We start from the raw sequence: 18,429 nt of genomic DNA, 5'->3' as shown, positions 1-18,429 counted from the left end.
AAGAGATGAAGATGACAAGTAAAAAGATGAAAGATGAGTTAATAAAGAAATTATCTCGCCCAGAATGGGACTTTCAGTATGATAGTGAGAAAGAAGTTTTACGTATTGAACAAAAAGACTCCAAAAAAGGTATTAACGTATCGCTTCCAGGAGTTGTGGCAAAATGGGAAGTGAACAAAGAAAAGGCAATTGAAGAAGTTGCTTATTACGTACAAGAAGCGCTAATTGCGATGCATAAAGAAGAAAATAGCGGAGCGAAAATTTTACCTGTTATTCGCTCTACTTCTTTCCCGAAACAAGCAGAAGAAGGAAATCCGTTTATTATGACGGATCATACGGCGGAAACACGTATTTACTATGCGTTAGATTCGAATAAAACGTATCGACTAATTGACGAGCGTCTATTACAAAAATTAGAACTTACAGAACAGCAAGTGCGTGAAATGGCATTATTCAACGCACGCTCATTAGGTTATGAATTTAAACAAGACACAGTAGCGGGTAATACATTCTACTTTTTAAACACAAATGATGGGTATGACGCGACTCGTATTTTAAACGAATCGTTACTACAATCGATGCGTGAAAAGATTTCTGGTGACATGGTTGTTGCTGTTCCTCACCAAGATGTATTAATTATTGCTGATATCGTCAACGAAATCGGTTATGATATTATTGCACAAATGACAATGAAATTTTTTGCCGAAGGGCATGTTCCGATTACATCACTTTCATTCGTATATGAAGATGGAGAATTTGAACCAATCTTTATTTTAGCGAAAAATCGGAAGAAGACAGATGGAAAAGAGAAAGGATGAACGAAGTGAACGTTTTTTACAACCTTGAAGGAATTGGTGACACTTTAATTGTTGCCTTACAAGATATTACTTTAGAGAACCGTACTTTTGATCGCAAAGGAGATGTTGCACGCGTATACGATCGTGAAAGCAACGAGACAGCAGGATTCAACATCTTTAATGCATCTTCTTACTTAGAAGTAAAAGAAACAGGCAACCTTACATTAACGAAAGAGCTTGTAGAGAAAATCAACGAAATTTTAGCGAAGAATGGCTTTGAAGAAACAGTAGAAGCAGATCTTTCTCCAAAATTTGTTGTAGGCTATGTAGCTGAAAAAGAAAAGCATCCAAATGCTGATAAGCTAAACATCTGTAAAGTAGAAATCGGTACAGAAACACTACAAATCGTATGTGGTGCACCAAACGTTGATGCAGGACAAAAAGTTGTCGTTGCAAAAATTGGTGCTGTAATGCCAAGCGGTATGTTAATTAAACCAGCAGAACTTCGCGGTGTTCCTTCTTCTGGAATGATCTGCTCTGCACGTGAATTAGAGCTTCCAGACGCTCCACAAGAAAAAGGTATTCTTGTATTAGAAGATAGCTTTGAAGTTGGACAAGAGTTCAAATTTTAATTGATATAAGAAAAGAGAGGTTGTCCTTTTGGACAACCTCTCTTTTTTTGTCATTCTTTGTCGGTAAATCGAAATTTCGTGTTAAATCGTTGATATATTGAGAGTTGTGATAGATATATTCAAAAAATCGTTGATATATTGAGAATAGTGATAGATATATTTAAAAAATCGTTGATATATTGAGAGTAGTGATAGATATATTCAAAAAATTGTTAATATGATAAGGATGTCACCTTTTTTCTTAAAATCTATATTGTATTTTATAAACAAACTAGTTAAAATTTAGAAAAGTAGAAGGGGATAGACGTATGAAACAACAACCAAAAATCGCAGAACTTCTAAAACGAATTGAAACTTCAAAACAGCAAGATATTGAGCTAGGTACTTATGAAATATATGTGTTTAGTGAAAGTGAATTAGAAAAAGGACAAATCGGTTATCGATATGATAAACATAAAAATTCATTAATAAGTGAAGAAAATGGAAAGTGGCAAGAAGGATGGATTACAATTGGATATGAAACGGATATGGGCGATCCAGTTTTCGTAAATATAGATGATGACGCTTATCCGGTTTATACTGCAGAACGTGGTACAGAAAAATGGCAGCCAGTTTATATTGGAAATATGGATGAGATTATAGGGCAATTATAAGAAAAACTTTGAATCCGGTGCAAAGTGATGGGAGAGAAGTATGAAGTATATAAAAATAATGAGCATGATTGCATTCATTGGAATATATATGGCCGGTTGTTCACAAGAGCAGCCGAAAAAAGAAACTACATCTTCTATACAAGAGAAAAACAAAGATACCAAAGAAGATGCACCGGTAGAAAAGCAGCAAGAACAAGAAAAGAACGAAGAATCGCAAGCAATTCAAACGAATGAGCAAGTAGAACATAAGCAAGAGGAAGTATCATCTGATGAAAAGAAAGAAGAAACTACGCCAGTGCAGCCGACTGAGCAACCAGTGCAAAATAATGAACAAAAAGTAGAGAGTAATGAAAAACAAGAGAAGTTTCTCGTCGTTATTGATCCAGGGCATCAACAAAAAGCGAATTTAAATTTAGAGCCGATTGGACCAGGGGCAACAACGCAAAAATATAAAGTGACAGACGGTACAACAGGTGTTGTGACGAAAAAGAGAGAGGCTGTACTTGTATTAGAAATGGCTTTCGTATTAAAAGAAAAGTTAGAAGCAAAGGGAATACAAGTATTAATGACGAGAACATCACAAGACGTTGATATAAGTAATAAAGAAAGGGCGACATTCGCAAATAATCATAAGGCTAATTTATTTTTACGTCTTCATGCAGATGGTTCTGAAAATCCAAACCAAAGTGGATTCGCTGTATTGACGCCGGCAGAAGGAAGTCCATATACGAAAGAGATTTATGCGGAAAGTCTTCAAATCTCTCAAATGATTGTAAATAAAATGAGGGAGAACCAGCAAGTAAAAGTAAATGGAATTAAATTTCGGGATGATCTTTCTGGATTTAATTGGGCAAAGGTTCCTGGTGTGTTATTAGAACTTGGGTTTATGTCAAACCATGAAGAAGATAAAAAATTATCTGACCCGCAGTATGTAAATTCTTTATTGCAAAGTGTAACGGATAGCATAGATGCATATCAGAAGAGTAAAGCTTAAGCGCAGTCTTACATGAAAGACTGCGTTTTTTTTATATGAAAACACTCGTAAATTAGAATATTATGGATAAATATGACATGCTTAATTTTACCTGCACTTTTTGCCGAATGCTGATACAATAAAGGATGTTACTATTTAGTAGAAAGAGTGGTAAGCATGTTAGATTGGATGAAAAAGCTGTTTAACAAAGAGGAAGAACAAACAGCGATGAATAAAGAAGTACCAAAGCAAATTGAAAGTCAGCCGAAAATTCCTCGTGTAAACCACTACACTGAAGCAAGAGAAGCACAAATGGCAAGTAGGAATGCAGGTAAATGCCGTTTTCCTTTAGTACCGGATAATGGGTTCGATGAAGAGGATGAAAGCGAAGTAAATCGCTTCGAAGAACAACCTGTTCAAGGAGTAACATATGAAGAACCGACTGCCCAAAGAGGAATAAAGGTGGAAAGAAGCAGACGACCGTATGTGGAAAAGGTAGTTTCTACATATGAAGAGCCGGAAGTGCAATATGAACCGGTGCGGGAGTCTGTCGTTAAAAAGGCATCTGCACCTTCGCAAGAGAGTAACCGTAGACCATTTCGGCCAACAGAAATGATTTCGCCAATTTATGGATATAATCGTCCTTCAGTAGAGAAAAAGGAAGAAAAGCAGGAGGAAGTAAAGGAAAGAGAAGACCTTGAAATATCTGTAGAGGGTAAATCAGTCGTTGATGCATGGTTAGAGAAAAAAGGATATACATTATCTGATTTCTCAGAAGGACAAGCAACGTCTTCTGCTTCAGGTGAAGTAGTTGAACAGCAAGGTCAACAGAGCAAAAAAGAAGAAAAATCAGTTGTTGATCAATGGCTAGAGAAAAACGGTTATGAAATTGAACGCCAAGTGCCTTTAGTAGAAGAAAAAGAAGTGATTCAAGAAATGAGTACACCGCAGGAAGTTCCAGCGGATGAATTACTTCATAAAACAGTAGCTGAGCAGATGGAAAGTGCTAAGCTAGAAAAAGATGTAGTGGTGTTAAACGAAAACAATCTACAAGAAGAATTAGTAGCTTCTAAAGTAGAGCACGAGGATACAATATTATCAGAAGAAATTAAACGTAATACAGAAATAAAACAACCTACTATTGAAGTAGAAAAGCAAGCTCTAGAAGAATCAGTGATTGTCAAAGCAGAAGAAAAACTTGAAGAAACAATCATTGTGGAAATACCAGAAGAAGTGTCACAAGTAGAAGTGATTGCAGAAACGGAAGAGCTTGAAGAAGTAGTTATGGAAACAGAGGCACCTGAAGAAGTGGAAGTAATTGCGGAAGCAGAAGAGTCAGAAGAAGCTGAAGTAATTGCAGAAACGGAAGAGTCAAAAGAAGTGGAAGTAATTGCAGAAACGGAAGAGCTTGAAGAAGTAGTTATGGAAACAGAGGCACCTGAAGAAGTGGAAGTAATTGCGGAAGCAGAAGAGTCAGAAGAAGCTGAAGTAATTGCAGAAACGGAAGAGTCAAAAGAAGTGGAAGTAATTGCAGAAACGGAAGAGTTAGAAGAAGTGGAAGTAATTGCAGAAACGGAAGAGTCAGAAGAAGTGGAAGTAATTGCGGAAGCAGAAGAGTCAGAAGAAGTGGAAGTAATTGCGGAAGTAGAAGAGTCAGAAGAAGCTGAAGTAATTGCGGAAACGGAAGAGTCAGAAGAAGTAGAAGTGATTGCAGAAATAAACGCGCCTGTAGTAGAGACATTTGTAGCACTTGAGGACATTCAGCAAGAAGCTGAAGCAATTGAACAAAAGAGTGAATTCATACATGTTGCTGAGGCTGATGAACAAACGAAGAAAGATGTTCAAAGCTTTGCGGATGTTTTAATTGCAGAAGAACAACCAGTTGTAGAAGAAGCACCGATTGTAGAAGAACAATCAGTTGTCGAGGAAGCACCGGTCGCAGAAGAGCAACGAGTTGTAGAAGAAGCACCGGTCGTAGAAGAGCAATCAGTTGTAGAAGAAGCACCGGTCGTAGAAGAGCAATCAGTTGTAGAAGAAGCGCCAGTCGCAGAAGAGCAACGAGTTGTAGAAGAAGCACCGGTCGTAGAAGAGCAACGAGTTGTAGAAGAAGCGCCAGTCGCAGAAGAGCAACGAGTTGTAGAAGAAGCACCGGTCGTAGAAGAGCAACGAGTTGTAGAAGAAGCGCCGGTCGTAGAAGAACAACCAGTTGCCGAGGAAACACCAGTCGCAGAAGAACAACCAGTTGTACAAAAAGAAGAACCAAAACGTGAGAAAAAGCGTCATGTACCATTTAATGTTGTTATGTTGAAACAAGATAGAACACGATTAATGGAAAGACATGCAGCTAGAGCAAATGCAATGCAGCCTTCTGCTAATGTACGAGTAGAGAATAAGCCAGTGCAACAAGAGGTAGCAGAACCACAAGTGGAAGAGCACCCAGTGCAGCAAGTAGTAGCAGAACCACAAATGGAAGAGCACCTAGTGCAGCAAGTAGTAGCAGAACCACAAGTGGAAGAACGCCCAGTGCAGCAAGTAGTAGCAGAACCACAAGTGGAAGAGCACCCAGTGCAGCAAGTAGTAGCAGAGCCACAAGTGGAAGAACAACCAGTACAGCAAGTAGTGGTAGAGCAAGTACAAAAGCCAATTTCAAGTACGGAAGTACAAGAGAAAGCATATGTTGTAAATCAAAGAGAGAACGATATGCGAAATGTATTGCACACACCACCGACATACACTGTTCCGCCATTAGCGCTGTTGTCGATTCCACAGCAATCAGCGTTAGATAATACAGAATGGTTAGAGGAGCAGAAAGAATTATTAGATACAACGTTTAATAATTTTCACGTTGGAGCACATGTTATTAATGTATCGCAAGGTCCGGCAGTCACTCGTTTTGAGGTGCAGCCAGACCCAGGTGTGAAAGTAAATAAAATTACAAATTTAAGTGATGATATTAAGTTAAGTTTAGCTGCGAAAGATATTCGTATTGAAGCGCCAATTCCAGGGAAGAGTGCGATTGGAATTGAAGTTCCAAATAAAGAAAGTAAGCCAGTATTTCTTCGCGAAATTTTAAGAAGTCCTGTATTCACAAAGAGTGAATCACCGCTTACTGTTGCGCTGGGGCTTGATATTTCAGGGGATCCAATTGTAACGGATATTCGAAAAATGCCGCACGGACTTATTGCGGGTGCAACGGGTTCAGGTAAAAGTGTGTGTATTAACGCGATTTTAACGAGTATTTTATATAAAGCGAAACCACATGAAGTGAAGTTAATGTTAATCGATCCGAAGATGGTTGAGCTTGCACCATACAATTCTGTTCCACATCTTGTAGCACCTGTTATTACGGATGTAAAAGCAGCAACAGCTGCATTAAAATGGGCAGTTGAGGAAATGGAACGCCGTTATGAATTGTTTGCGCACGCAGGTGCTCGTGATTTAACTCGTTATAATACGATTGTAAGTGAGCGAGAAATTCCGGGAGAAACATTACCTTATATCGTTATTGTCATTGACGAGTTAGCCGACTTAATGATGGTAGCACCTGGTGATGTTGAGGAAGCGATTTGTCGTATTGCGCAAAAAGCACGTGCTTGTGGTATTCATTTATTAGTAGCGACGCAGCGTCCATCTGTAGATGTTATTACAGGTTTAATTAAGTCAAACATTCCAACGCGTATTGCGTTTACTGTATCATCTCAAGTTGATTCGCGTACGATTATCGATATTGGTGGCGCGGAGAAATTACTTGGCCGTGGTGATATGTTATTCTTAGGGAACGGTACATCTAAGCCTGTTCGTGTACAAGGTGTATATGTATCGGATGATGAGATTGAAAAAACAGTTGATCATGTGAAAAAGCAAATGAAGCCGAATTACTTATTTAAGCAAGAGGATTTATTAGCGAAAACAGAACAAGCTGAGTCGGAAGACGAATTGTTCTTCGAAGCATGTCAATTTGTTGTAGAACAAGGGGGAGCGTCCACATCTTCTGTACAGCGAAAATTCCGCATCGGTTATAATCGCGCAGCACGTCTCATTGAAGAGATGCAATCGCAAGGAATTATTTCTGAAGCAAGAGGAACGAAGCCAAGAGATGTCCTTATTTCTGAGGATGAATTCGCTGCTATGCAGGAAACAAATGTATAGTAAACGGTTATGCTGTATACTAAGAGAAAATGTTGGATAGTAAAGTAGGGAGTAAAGCGACATGAAAGAAATTGAATTAAAATTAAAAGGTGAAATAAATAGACTAACAAATAAAACATTTAAATTTGACGAACGTGTTGGAGAAGGGTGGTTCTCTGCCGTTTACTTTTTAAAGACTAGAGAAATCATCGAAGAATTTCGCCCGAAAAGTGTTGTAACGATGCAATTTTTCCAAAAGGAAAATGCAGTTCTTTGCGGAACGGATGAAGTAATTGCATTGCTACAAACATTCGCTAAAAATCCTGAGGAACTTGAGATTAACTCTTTAAAAGATGGCGATAAAATTAGTCCATTTGAAACAGTGTTAACAATTCATGGTCCTTATGAAAATTTCGGATTTTTAGAAGGTGTCATTGATGGGATTTTAGCTCGTCGTACATCGGTTGCGACAAACGTATATAACGTTGTCCAAGCTGCGCGTAGCGTAGATAAAGAAAAACCAGTTATTTTCATGGGAGATCGTGACGATCATTATACACAACAAGCTGGTGACGGTTATGCAGCATACATCGGAGGTATGAGCGCACAAGCGACGCATGCGATGAATGAATGGTGGGGCAAAAGTGGTATGGGGACGATGCCTCACGCATTAATTCAAATGTTTAATGGTGATGTTGTAGAAGCGGCAAAAGCATATCATAAGAAATTCCCAGAAGATGAATTAGTTGTATTAATTGATTACAACAATGATGTCATTACAGATGCACTTCGCGTAGCGCGTGAATTTGGATCAACATTAAAAGGTGTACGTGTAGATACGTCCCGCACGATGATTGATCAATACTTCATTCGCCACCCAGAAGTACTTGGAACATTCGATCCACGTGGTGTAAACCCATCGCTTGTATTCGCACTTCGTAAAGCACTTGATGAAGAAGGATTCCAGCATGTAGACATCGTTGTAACTGGTGGATTTGATGAGAAGCGTATTCGTGAATTTGAAGCTCAAAACGTACCTGTTGACATATACGGGGTAGGAAGTAGCTTATTAAAAATGAATATTGGCTTTACTGGTGATAATGTAGAATTAAATGGGAAACCAGAAGCAAAAGCTGGTCGTAAATATCGTCCAAACCCACGTTTAGAGCGTGTTCAATTAGAAAAAAGAGAAGAGATGTAAAAGAGAGAAAAACTGATAGGTGATTGACCCTATCAGTTTTTCTGTTATCATAGTATAGCGGCTTCTTTTTTGCTATAATGGACTTGTTATGGATATATAAAGAAGTACGTACGAGTTTATCCTGATAAGTGAAGGGAAGAATAACTTCACTACATCAAAAATGTATGATGATTACCAAAATAAGAAAAGATTCATATACTGTCTTATAGATAGGCCGTTGTATTAGTTCGAAATGTTGGAGGTTCTTTAAGATGACAGTTTACCATTTTGTAGGAATTAAAGGAACAGGAATGAGTTCATTAGCGCAAATTCTTCATGATATGAAGCATACTGTTCAAGGGTCTGATTATGAAAAGCGTTTCTTTACACAAACAGCGTTGGAAAAGCGTAGTATCTCGATCCTTCCTTTTGATAAGAATAATGTAGAAGAAGGACAAGTGATTATTGCAGGAAATGCATTTCCTGATACGCATGAAGAAATCGTAGCAGCAAAAGAATTAAACATCCCAGTCCATCGTTACCATCATTTCTTAGGTGACCTGATGAGCCAATACACAAGTGTTGCTGTAACTGGTGCACACGGAAAAACATCAACAACAGGTTTGTTAGCCCATGTAATGCAAGGTGCACACCCAACATCTTACCTTATTGGAGATGGAACAGGGCATGGGGTAGAAAATAGTAAGTATTTTGTATTTGAAGCTTGTGAGTATCGTCGTCATTTCTTGTCTTATAATCCAGACTATGCAATTATGACGAATATTGATTTTGATCATCCAGATTATTTTGCAGACATCAATGATGTATTCAGTGCATTCCAAGAGATGGCATTGCAAGTGAAAAAAGGCATTATTGCATGTGGAGATGATGAAGAACTTCAAAAAATTCAAGCGAAAGTACCTGTTATTTTCTATGGATTTGGAGAAGATAATGATTTCCAAGCACGCAACATCCAAAAGAGAACAGATGGTACTATTTTTGATGTATTCGTTCGTAATACGTACTATGACACGTTCAAAATTACAGGATACGGCAATCACAGCGTATTAAATGCGTTAGCAGTAATTGCACTTTGCCATTATGAAAACGTTGATGTAGAAGCAGTAAAGCATCAGCTAACAACTTTTGAAGGCGTAAAACGTCGCTTTAATGAAAAGCCGATGGGAGAGCAAGTGATTATCGATGACTACGCACACCATCCGACAGAAATTAATGCAACGATTGAAGCAGCTCGTCAAAAACATCCAGAGCGTGAAATTGTCGCTGTATTCCAGCCACACACATTCTCACGTACAGAAAAGTTCTTAGATGAGTTCGCAGAAAGCCTAAGCAAAGCTGATCAAGTATACTTATGTGATATTTTCGGATCAGCACGCGAAAACAAAGGTGAATTAACAATCGAAGATCTGCAAAAGCGTATTGACGGTGCAGAACTAATTACAGATACAACAACGGATGTATTAAAGAAACATAAAAACGGCGTTCTAATTTTCATGGGCGCAGGAGACATCCAAAAATTCGAAGCAGCTTACGTAAAAGAAGTTCAAGTTGCAGAGAAGTAATAGAAAAGACGCATAGCGATGGCTGTGCGTCTTTTTTGTGTGCTATGTTGGCATATATGATTCTTGAGGTTAGTCGATAAGTCGATAAGTCGATATATTAGCGTATATGTCTTTAGTTATAAATGTTAGAATAATAAGAAAAATAAAAAGGGGACTAAAAAACATGTTCACACTCCGAGTAGATGACGAAATCGAACTACAATTACTAGAAAAACATCATAAAGGGGAATTATATCAATTATTAGATCAAAACCGTAATCATTTACGAAAATGGCTCCCTTGGGTAGATGGGACGAAATCAGCTGATGCGTATGATGAGATTTTTCCGATGTGGTTAAAGAAATTTGCAGAGGGAGATGGTTTTGAAAGTGGCATACGTTACAAAGGAAAGCTCGTTGGGATGGTAGGTATTCATCCAGTGAGCTGGGGGAAGAAAGCGACGAGTCTTGGGTATTATCTTGCAGAAGATGCTGGCGGGAAAGGTATTATGACGCGTAGCGTAAAGGCTGTACTTCACTATGCATTTGAAAATTTAAAGTTGAATAAAATTGAAATTCGGTGCGGTGTTGGAAATGCGAAGAGCCGCGCAATTCCAGAACGTTTAGGATTTAAGTTAGATGGTATTTTAAGAGAGGAAGAATGGCTATATGATCATTTTCATGATATCGCTGTATATAGTTTACTAGCTTCAGAATGGAAAGATATTCGATGAACGAGAAGATTCGTATTGTTCCGTATGAAAGTACGTTTCAAGAGGAAGTAGTAGATCTTATCGTTCCTATTCAGCAAAAAGAGTATAATGTTTCAATTACGAAAGAAGAGCAACCTGATTTACTTGAAATAGAAACATTCTATCAAAAGGATTACGGAAACTTTTGGATAGCAATTTATGATGGGAAAGTAGTTGGAACAGTAGCTTTATTAGATATTGAGAATCATCAAGTAGCGTTAAGAAAAATGTTCGTGAAGAAAGAGTTTCGCGGAAAAGAATGGGGCGCATCACATATGTTGCTTCAAACAGCAATTTCATGGGCTGAGGATAAAAAATTGAAAGATATTTACTTAGGAACAACAGTAAAATTTTTAGCGGCACATCGTTTTTATGAAAAGAATGGTTTTGAAAGTGTGAGTATAGACGAGTTGCCGAAAAACTTTCCGGTGCTACAGGTAGATAAGAAATTTTATAGGTACATTGTGTAAAAGGTCATTTAGAAATGGCCTTTTTCTATGAAGCAAAATAGAAATAATGGTATAATTTAGGTTAGGGGGTGTAGGTATGAACTTTCCAATTCAAAGAAGTAAGTCAGTAGTCATTTTCGTTTGTCTTACGTTAGTTTTTATGTTTATATATCCAATTGTCATGCTTTTCACTAATAAAGCGCATTGGATGTCAGCGTTGATTGGGATGGGTTTATGCTTCATTGTAAATGTACCACTCGTTTGGGAAGTATTTATTAAAAAACATAAAGTAGAAAATGGCGTATTAAAGTACGGTATTTTAAATGATGATATTGTATTAAAAGATGTGAGAATTATACGTCAGGTCGGAAAGTTTCTTGAAATTACGACGAATGCATATAAAGTACATATGGTTGCGATGCCGCAAAATATGGATGAATTCTTAAGGCTTATAGAGAAAGAAAATCCACATGTGAAAATAGAAATGGTAGGGAAGAAATAAAAAACGCTCGGCGAAAATTCCGAGCGTTTTTATTATTATTTTAAGTTCTCTGGGTTTAAAGCTTCTAGTTCAGGTACAACGAAGCGTCCGTCTTTACGGATTAGTACGTCGTCGAAGTAAATTTCGCCGCCGCCGTATTCAGGGCGTTGGATGCATACTAAATCCCAGTGGATGTTCGAGTTGTTGCCGTTCCATGCATCGTCGTAAGCTTGTCCAGGAGTGAAGTGGAAGCTGCCATCGATTTTTTCATCGAATAGGATGTCTCCCATTGGATGTAAGATGTATGGGTTTACGCCAATTGCGAACTCACCAACGTAGCGTGCGCCTTCGTCTGTATCGAAGATTTTGTTAATGCGCTCTGTATCGTTTGCAGTTGCTTCAACGATTTGACCGTTCTCAAACTTAAGTTGTACATTTTCAAATGTATAACCGTTGTAAGGAGATGGTGTGTTGTAAGAAACTGTACCGTTAACAGAATCACGAACTGGTGCAGAGTATACTTCACCGTCTGGAATGTTTAAATGACCTGAGCATTTAATAGCTGGAATGTCTTTAATAGAGAATGTTAAGTCAGTTCCAGGACCAGTTAAACGAACTTTATCTGTTTTATTCATTAATGTAACAAGGCTATCCATTGCCTTATCCATTTTGCCGTAGTCTAAGTTACATACTTCGAAGTAGAAGTCTTCGAAAGCTTCTGTACTCATTTTAGCAAGCTGTGCCATAGAAGCATTTGGGTAGCGAAGAACAACCCAGCGTGTTTTTGGAACGCGAATGTCTCTATGAACTTTTTTACCAACTGTTTGGCCATGAACTTTCATACGCTCACTTGGAACGTCAGCTTGTTCATTAATATTATCGCCAGAGCGAAGACCGATATAAGCGTCCATGTCTTTCATTACGCTTGCTTCATATGCAGCGATTTGTTCGAAATGTTCTTCAGTAGCACCCATTAATAAAGAGCGATCTACTTGATGATCTTTTAAAGAGACGAATGGGAAACCACCAGCTGCATATGCTTCTTTTACAAGTGCAGTTACAAGTTCTTTTTGTAAGCCAAAGTTTTCAATTAATACTTTTTCACCTTTTTGTAAGCGGATAGAGTAGTTAATTAAATTGTATGCTAACTTTTCAATACGTGGATCTTTCATATGTAAAGCCTCCCTACTAATTATGTATCCTCTCCTATTGTAACCTACTTAGTGGAATTTGTTGAATGATTTATGTTACAGTTAACGAATAAGTATGAAAATTCTAATGATGAGATAGGGATTAGAATGAAACGGAAAATGATTGTATAATAGGGGAAAGTATGAAAAAGATAAAGGAAGTGATGAAATGCAAGTTCTTTTATATGTAAGTGCGGCTATTATCGCGGTTGCTTTCGCAGTATTAGTAGTGTATGTATGCAGAACGTTGTTATCGGTTCAGAAGACGTTGGAAAACGTTGCAAGCACGTTAGAAGGTTTAGAAAAGCAAATGCAAGGAATTAGCGTAGAGACAGAGCAATTATTACATAAAACGAATGCGTTAGCTGATGATATTCAACAGAAGTCACAGTCATTAAATAAAGTGGTAGCGGGTGTAGATGGGATTGGAACGACAATCCAATCTTTAAATACGAAGCTTCGTAATGTATCAGACTCTGTAACGGACGAAATTGAAAATAACGCTGATAAAGTAGCGCAAGTTGTACAGTGGAGCAGTGCGGCGATTGAAGTATACAATCATTACCGTGCGTCGAGACAAGAGAAGAAGGTTGAAAAAGAAGAGCGTAAATTAGAAAGAATTGAGAAAAAAGCTGAAAAGAAAGAGAAGCGCTCTAGATTTCGTATGAGAGGTGAATCGTGATGAATATGACAAAACTTGAAACAATTGAAGAGCTTGAAGTCTTAGTAGAAAAGAATGAGCCGTATGTTCTTTTTAAACATAGTACGACATGCCCGATTAGTCACGGTGCATACACAGAATTTCAAGCGTATTGCAGTGAAGAAAGAGAAGTGCCAGCGTATTACTTATACGTACAAGATGCGAGAGATGTGTCAAATCGTGTTGCAGAACAATACAGTATTAGACATGAATCACCGCAAGTGCTATACATAAAAGATGGGATGGTAGTATGGAATACATCTCATTGGAATATTAAAAAAGATGCTTTAGAAGAGAATATAAAGTAAAAAGAAGCAAGCTAAAGGTGCTTGCTTCTTTTTTTTTGTTTTTGTTGAAATATATTTAGTGGTACACTATTAATAGTTCAAACTAAATAACTAGATTGTTGAAAGTAGGTTTTAAGTAATGAAGAAAATGGCATTATCCTTCGCAGTCGTAAGTTTATTACTAGGAGCTTGTAGTAACAATAGTAATACGATTAGTAAGAAGGATGAAGTTATACAAAAAGATACAAAAGAAAAAAGTATGATTCCGAGAACTGCTGTTTCTAAAGATTATTATAGAACTGTTATTCCTTTAAAAGAACAAAAGGTTATTAATACAGCTAATATAAAAACAAATTCTAAATTAGATTTAGCAGAGTATGAAAATGGTTTAATAAATATTGCAACGCAGCAATTTGATACAGAGAGTCACGTACTGCAATTAAATCAGTATATTCCAGAGAAACTAGTTGATGAACTAGTTGCGAAAGTAGAAGCGCCAGTTTTGACAAATATTATAGAACAAGACTATTTCGGAAAACAGAATTCAAATGAATTAAGTTTATCTGGTGTTATGATAGGTTTAGCTATGTCTTCAAGTGTATCGAATGAAGAAGCTATGTCTAAAGGGACTGAAGTTGCTAAACAACTTATTGAAGCTATTAACAAAAATGATAAGTATAACAAATCTCCAATTACGTTTGCTATCTTTAAGCAAGAAAGTACTAGTTCTTTAAAAAATGGTACGTATATTGCTAGTGCTACTGTTCAAAAGAATGATACGAACCTTGGAAATTGGAGTACAATTGATGAAAAGTCGTATTCATATCCTTCTGATGAATTTACACAAGCACATGGAGAAGATAATACAAAAATAAATAACTTTGCTAAGGAAATAAAAGGTTTTTCTAATGGAGATTTTATTCCAGTCAACGCTAAAGTTTCTTATAAGAAAGATCAAATGGATACATTAAATATGAATATTGTTATTAAATATAACGGTAAAACAGAATTAATGGCTCTTACCCAATTGGCTGCTCAAGGCATGTTAGACAAATTGCCTAAAGATGCGAAAGTACAATTACAGATTAAGTCCGAGAGTAAAATTGAGGCCGTTATTATAAAAGAGAAAAACAGTGATAAACCGTTTGTTTCCTTCTTGTAAAAAAAGACAGTATGTAAACTGTCTTTTTTTTATTTTAAATGAAAATATACAATGTTTTTTGATAGTAATTCATTGCTGTATATCGTGTGACAATCGTATATGTATCAGCTATAATAAGTTATCTTAAAAAAGTAACATATAGGAATTTGAAAGAGGTGGCTTTCTTATGGCATCACAACAATTAGGTCGTTTACGTTCTGAAATTGATCAACTTAATTTACAAATATTAGAGTTACTAAACGAAAGAGGTCGTCTCGTACAAGAAGTTGGTAATTTAAAAGAAGTACAAGGTGTGAAACGTTTTGATCCTGTACGTGAAAGAAATATGCTGGATTTAATTGCAGAGAATAATAATGGTCCATTTGAAACTTCGACTTTACAACATATTTTCAAACAAATTTTTCAAGCTGGTTTAGAATTACAAGAAGATGATCATCGTAAAGCATTACTTGTTTCTCGTAAGAAAAAAACAGAAGATACGATTGTTGAAATTAATGGTGAAAAAATTGGTGACGGAAATCAGCATTTTATTATGGGACCGTGTGCAGTGGAAAGTTATGAACAAGTACGTCAAGTTGCTGAAGCAATGAAAGAGCAAGGTCTGAAATTAATGCGTGGTGGTGCGTTCAAACCACGTACTTCACCGTATGATTTTCAAGGTCTTGGATTAGAGGGATTACAAATTTTGCGCCAGGTAGCAGATGAATATGATTTGGCTGTTATTAGTGAAATTTTAAATCCGAATGATATTGAGATGTCATTAGATTACGTTGATGTTATTCAAATTGGTGCTCGCAATATGCAAAACTTTGATTTGCTAAGGGCAGCTGGTGCTGTAAATAAACCAGTATTATTAAAACGTGGTCTATCAGCAACGATTGAAGAATTCATTAATGCGGCAGAATATATTATGGCAAAGGGAAATGGGAACATTATTTTATGTGAACGAGGTATTCGCACGTATGAAAGAGCGACGCGTAATACGCTTGATATTTCCGCTGTGCCGATTTTAAAGAAAGAAACACATTTACCTGTCGTTGTCGATGTAACGCATTCTACAGGGCGACGTGACCTTCTCTTACCAACTGCAAAAGCAGCGATGGCAATTGGTGCAGATGCAATTATGGCTGAAGTACATCCAGATCCAGCTGTAGCTTTATCAGATGCGGCGCAGCAAATGAATATACCGCAGTTCAATGATTTTATGAATGAATTAAAATCATTTGGAAGTAAATTATAAAAACTTTTAATGAGCTGTTCCAAAAAGGCATTTTGGAACAGCTTTCTCCTATTGTATAGCGACTGTCATTGTCGATTTTTGTTGGTAAGTTGATATATTTAAAAAATCGCTGATATAATTAGAGTTGCGGTCGATATATTTGGAAAATCGCTGATATAATTAGAGTTACAGTCGATATATTCGAAAAATCGCCGATATAAATTTCATTTACTATCGTACTGCTTAAAATAAGATTTTTACTTAGGAAACATCTATTTTTTTACAAAAAATGCCCTTTTTTCATAAAAAATACGAAAATACGAGAAAAGAAGCGAATTTTTTCGAAACTTTTGCGGGAAAATATTGTATGAGCCTGCGTTTTTATCGTATCATTAGTAAAAGGAAGAACTCGGGACGATTGGTGGCATCTGCAAATAGAGTTGATGTCTTTTTTTCATTCAAGTAACCGATACATAAAAATAGATAACAAAAATAGAAGGAGTGTGCGATGAGATGAACGTAACAATCTATGATGTAGCGCGCGAAGCAAACGTTTCAATGGCTACCGTATCTCGTGTTGTGAACGGTAACCCAAATGTAAAGCCTACAACAAGAAAGAAAGTATTAGAAGCAATTGATCGTTTAGGATACCGCCCGAATGCGGTAGCACGTGGACTAGCAAGTAAGAAGACAACTACAGTAGGTGTTATTATTCCTGATATCTCAAATACGTTTTATGCAGAACTTGCACGTGGAATTGAAGATATCGCAACAATGTACAAATATAACATCATTTTAAGTAACTCTGATCAAAACAAAGAGAAAGAGTTCCATTTATTAAATACGATGCTTGGAAAACAAGTGGACGGAATTGTTTTCATGGGTGAAGATATTACAGACATTCACATTGAAGAATTTAAAAAATCTCCAGTACCAATTGTATTAGCAGCGTCATTTGATGAGCAAAATGAAACGCCATCAGTAAATATTGATTATACACAAGCAGCTTATGATGCAATGAAGCACTTTATCGAGCAAGGACATAAACGTATCGGTTTCGTCTCTGGTCCTTTCATTGATAAAGCGGGAAGCGCGAAGAAGTTACAAGGTTATAAAAAAGCTTTAGAAGAAGCAGGTATTTCATATGATGAAAATCTTGTAATCGATGGAGATTACACATATGACTCAGGTATTGAAGCATTCGAAAAGCTTTGGAGCAATGATGAAAAGCCAACAGCAATCTTCGTGTCTTCTGATGAAATGGCACTAGGTGTAATCCATGCAGCACAAGACGCTGGATTAAACGTACCAACTGACGTAGAAGTACTTGGTTTCGATAATACACGTCTTGCATTAATGGTTCGTCCGCAGCTTTCAACAGTTGTTCAACCGATGTATGATATCGGTGCAGTAGCAATGCGTTTATTAACAAAGTATATGAACAAAGAAAAAGTGGAAGATCACACTGTTATCTTACCTCACCGTATCCAATTTAGAGATTCAACGAAGTAAGTATAAAAAAGCTCACAGCATTTGCTGTGAGCTTTTATTCGGATTCAGGATAGTATTTTTGTACGACTGTATCCACCGCTTTATTTTTCTTAACGTGTAAAAATCTTGCGTACAATTCTTTTCCAGTTTCAAAGGGGGTATCGTCTAATTCAAACACATGCAACACTTTTCGGAACTTCCACGTTATTTGCTCACCGTACACATTATCGTACGTATCTTCAGATTGCATAGCAATTTTTTTACCAAGTTCGTGAGCATCCTCTAAACTGTTTGCTTTAACAAGAATAATGCTTTCTTCAAAAAGTGTATTGTGATTCTCTTCATAATGCCTTCGCTATAGATGGGGCTATTCCTTGTTATATGTCACATAAGTGCAAATTTAACTATTATAGGGCAATGTCATGTATAATAGAAAGAAAAGGCTTGTGAGGGGGGAAAAGAGATGATCGTTCTTTGGATAATTACGCTTTGTATGACTGCTATTTTTGCATATATGACGTTAAAACAAAATGGTTTAAAGCGATTTGTTCCAGGAAGTATTCTTGCAGGAATTGCCCTTATCACGTATGTAATTTCTATTTTTATTGAAAGTGTATCAGTAGATATGAGCACAAGTTTAATGTTTATTGGTATTACACTATTTGCAGGTAGCATTATGGTACTTGTGGTTGCTGGTATTATTTTATTTATTCATATGAATTCGGAAACGTTATAGCATATAGAAAAGGCATGTCCCGAGGGACATGCCTTTTT

General features: G+C 36.9%; 17 protein-coding genes and 1 pseudogene. 16 read left to right on the top strand and 2 right to left on the bottom strand.

The annotated features are described in order from the left end of the window. Positions 1-5: 5 nt before the first annotated feature. From MHB52_RS24265 to MHB52_RS24220, 10 genes are all read left to right on the top strand, one after another. Positions 6-818 carry a DUF1444 domain-containing protein gene (locus MHB52_RS24265; RefSeq protein WP_000784588.1) on the top strand — a complete coding sequence of 271 codons (813 nt, stop codon included), beginning with the start codon at positions 6-8 and terminating at the stop codon, positions 816-818. Continuing rightward, the gene (gene ytpR / locus MHB52_RS24260; protein ID WP_001006761.1) at positions 815-1,429 is read left to right on the top strand and encodes a YtpR family tRNA-binding protein; all 615 of its coding nucleotides are present in this window, start codon (positions 815-817) and stop codon (positions 1,427-1,429) included. The genes MHB52_RS24265 and ytpR overlap by 4 nt, the downstream gene beginning before the upstream one ends. A 308-nt stretch (positions 1,430-1,737) precedes the next feature. Next, entirely contained in the window at positions 1,738-2,082 is a 345-nt protein-coding gene (locus tag MHB52_RS24255) for a hypothetical protein (RefSeq protein WP_047386990.1), read from the top strand. 40 nt (positions 2,083-2,122) lie between these two features. Then, positions 2,123-3,076: an N-acetylmuramoyl-L-alanine amidase gene (locus MHB52_RS24250; RefSeq protein ID WP_000874044.1), complete on the top strand. Its 954-nt coding sequence runs from the start codon at positions 2,123-2,125 to the stop codon at positions 3,074-3,076. A 156-nt stretch (positions 3,077-3,232) separates the two neighbouring features. Next, entirely contained in the window at positions 3,233-7,204 is a 3,972-nt protein-coding gene (locus MHB52_RS24245; protein ID WP_340767870.1) for a DNA translocase FtsK, read from the top strand. 61 nt (positions 7,205-7,265) lie between these two features. Continuing rightward, a complete protein-coding gene (locus MHB52_RS24240) occupies positions 7,266-8,384 on the top strand; it encodes a nicotinate phosphoribosyltransferase (protein WP_000658370.1) in 1,119 nt (372 codons plus the stop codon). Positions 8,385-8,635: 251 nt separating this feature from the next. After that, positions 8,636-9,946: a UDP-N-acetylmuramate--L-alanine ligase gene (gene murC, locus MHB52_RS24235; protein ID WP_000219468.1), complete on the top strand. Its 1,311-nt coding sequence runs from the start codon at positions 8,636-8,638 to the stop codon at positions 9,944-9,946. Positions 9,947-10,109: 163 nt separating this feature from the next. Further along, positions 10,110-10,658: a GNAT family N-acetyltransferase gene (locus tag MHB52_RS24230; RefSeq protein WP_061663949.1), complete on the top strand. Its 549-nt coding sequence runs from the start codon at positions 10,110-10,112 to the stop codon at positions 10,656-10,658. Then, complete coding sequence (locus MHB52_RS24225; RefSeq protein WP_061663950.1) at positions 10,655-11,146, top strand: GNAT family N-acetyltransferase; 492 nt, start codon at positions 10,655-10,657, stop codon at positions 11,144-11,146. Before MHB52_RS24230 ends, MHB52_RS24225 begins: the two co-directional genes overlap by 4 nt. Before the next feature lie 76 nt (positions 11,147-11,222). Next, entirely contained in the window at positions 11,223-11,627 is a 405-nt protein-coding gene (locus MHB52_RS24220; RefSeq protein WP_016118736.1) for a PH domain-containing protein, read from the top strand. A 35-nt stretch (positions 11,628-11,662) separates the two neighbouring features. Here MHB52_RS24220 and MHB52_RS24215 read toward each other — a convergent pair whose 3' ends face one another. After that, a complete protein-coding gene (locus MHB52_RS24215) occupies positions 11,663-12,778 on the bottom strand; it encodes an aminopeptidase (RefSeq protein ID WP_000654731.1) in 1,116 nt (371 codons plus the stop codon). Between the two features lie 187 nt (positions 12,779-12,965). On the opposite strand from MHB52_RS24215, the gene MHB52_RS24210 reads away from it, so the two are divergent. From MHB52_RS24210 to ccpA, 5 genes are all read left to right on the top strand, one after another. Then, positions 12,966-13,478 (top strand): DUF948 domain-containing protein, encoded by a 513-nt coding sequence (locus MHB52_RS24210; protein WP_001197720.1) that lies wholly within the window; start codon positions 12,966-12,968, stop codon positions 13,476-13,478. Then, a complete protein-coding gene (gene ytxJ / locus MHB52_RS24205; RefSeq protein ID WP_001057469.1) occupies positions 13,478-13,804 on the top strand; it encodes a bacillithiol system redox-active protein YtxJ in 327 nt (108 codons plus the stop codon). The genes MHB52_RS24210 and ytxJ overlap by 1 nt, the downstream gene beginning before the upstream one ends. Before the next feature lie 118 nt (positions 13,805-13,922). Further along, positions 13,923-14,945 carry a CamS family sex pheromone protein gene (locus MHB52_RS24200; protein WP_000738031.1) on the top strand — a complete coding sequence of 341 codons (1,023 nt, stop codon included), beginning with the start codon at positions 13,923-13,925 and terminating at the stop codon, positions 14,943-14,945. Between the two features lie 166 nt (positions 14,946-15,111). Then, on the top strand, positions 15,112-16,185 hold the full coding sequence (locus MHB52_RS24195) for a bifunctional 3-deoxy-7-phosphoheptulonate synthase/chorismate mutase (RefSeq protein ID WP_000168204.1): 1,074 nt from the start codon (positions 15,112-15,114) through the stop codon (positions 16,183-16,185). Between the two features lie 492 nt (positions 16,186-16,677). Then, positions 16,678-17,676, top strand: coding sequence for a catabolite control protein A (ccpA, locus tag MHB52_RS24190; RefSeq protein ID WP_001103297.1), 999 nt, complete (start codon positions 16,678-16,680; stop codon positions 17,674-17,676). Positions 17,677-17,710: 34 nt separating this feature from the next. On the opposite strand, the pseudogene MHB52_RS24185 reads toward ccpA, so the two are convergent. Beyond that, positions 17,711-18,004 (bottom strand): annotated as a pseudogene (locus tag MHB52_RS24185) (DUF4288 domain-containing protein); the annotation flags it as partial. Between the two features lie 114 nt (positions 18,005-18,118). Here MHB52_RS24185 and MHB52_RS24180 point away from each other — a divergent pair. Continuing rightward, entirely contained in the window at positions 18,119-18,391 is a 273-nt protein-coding gene (locus tag MHB52_RS24180) for a DUF3917 domain-containing protein (RefSeq protein WP_000636590.1), read from the top strand. Positions 18,392-18,429: the final 38 nt, after the last annotated feature.

It is taken from the genome of Bacillus sp. FSL K6-0073, assembly GCF_038006085.1.
Classification (GTDB): domain Bacteria; phylum Bacillota; class Bacilli; order Bacillales; family Bacillaceae_G; genus Bacillus_A; species Bacillus_A cereus.
This window is presented reverse-complemented; position numbering and strand designations above follow the sequence as displayed.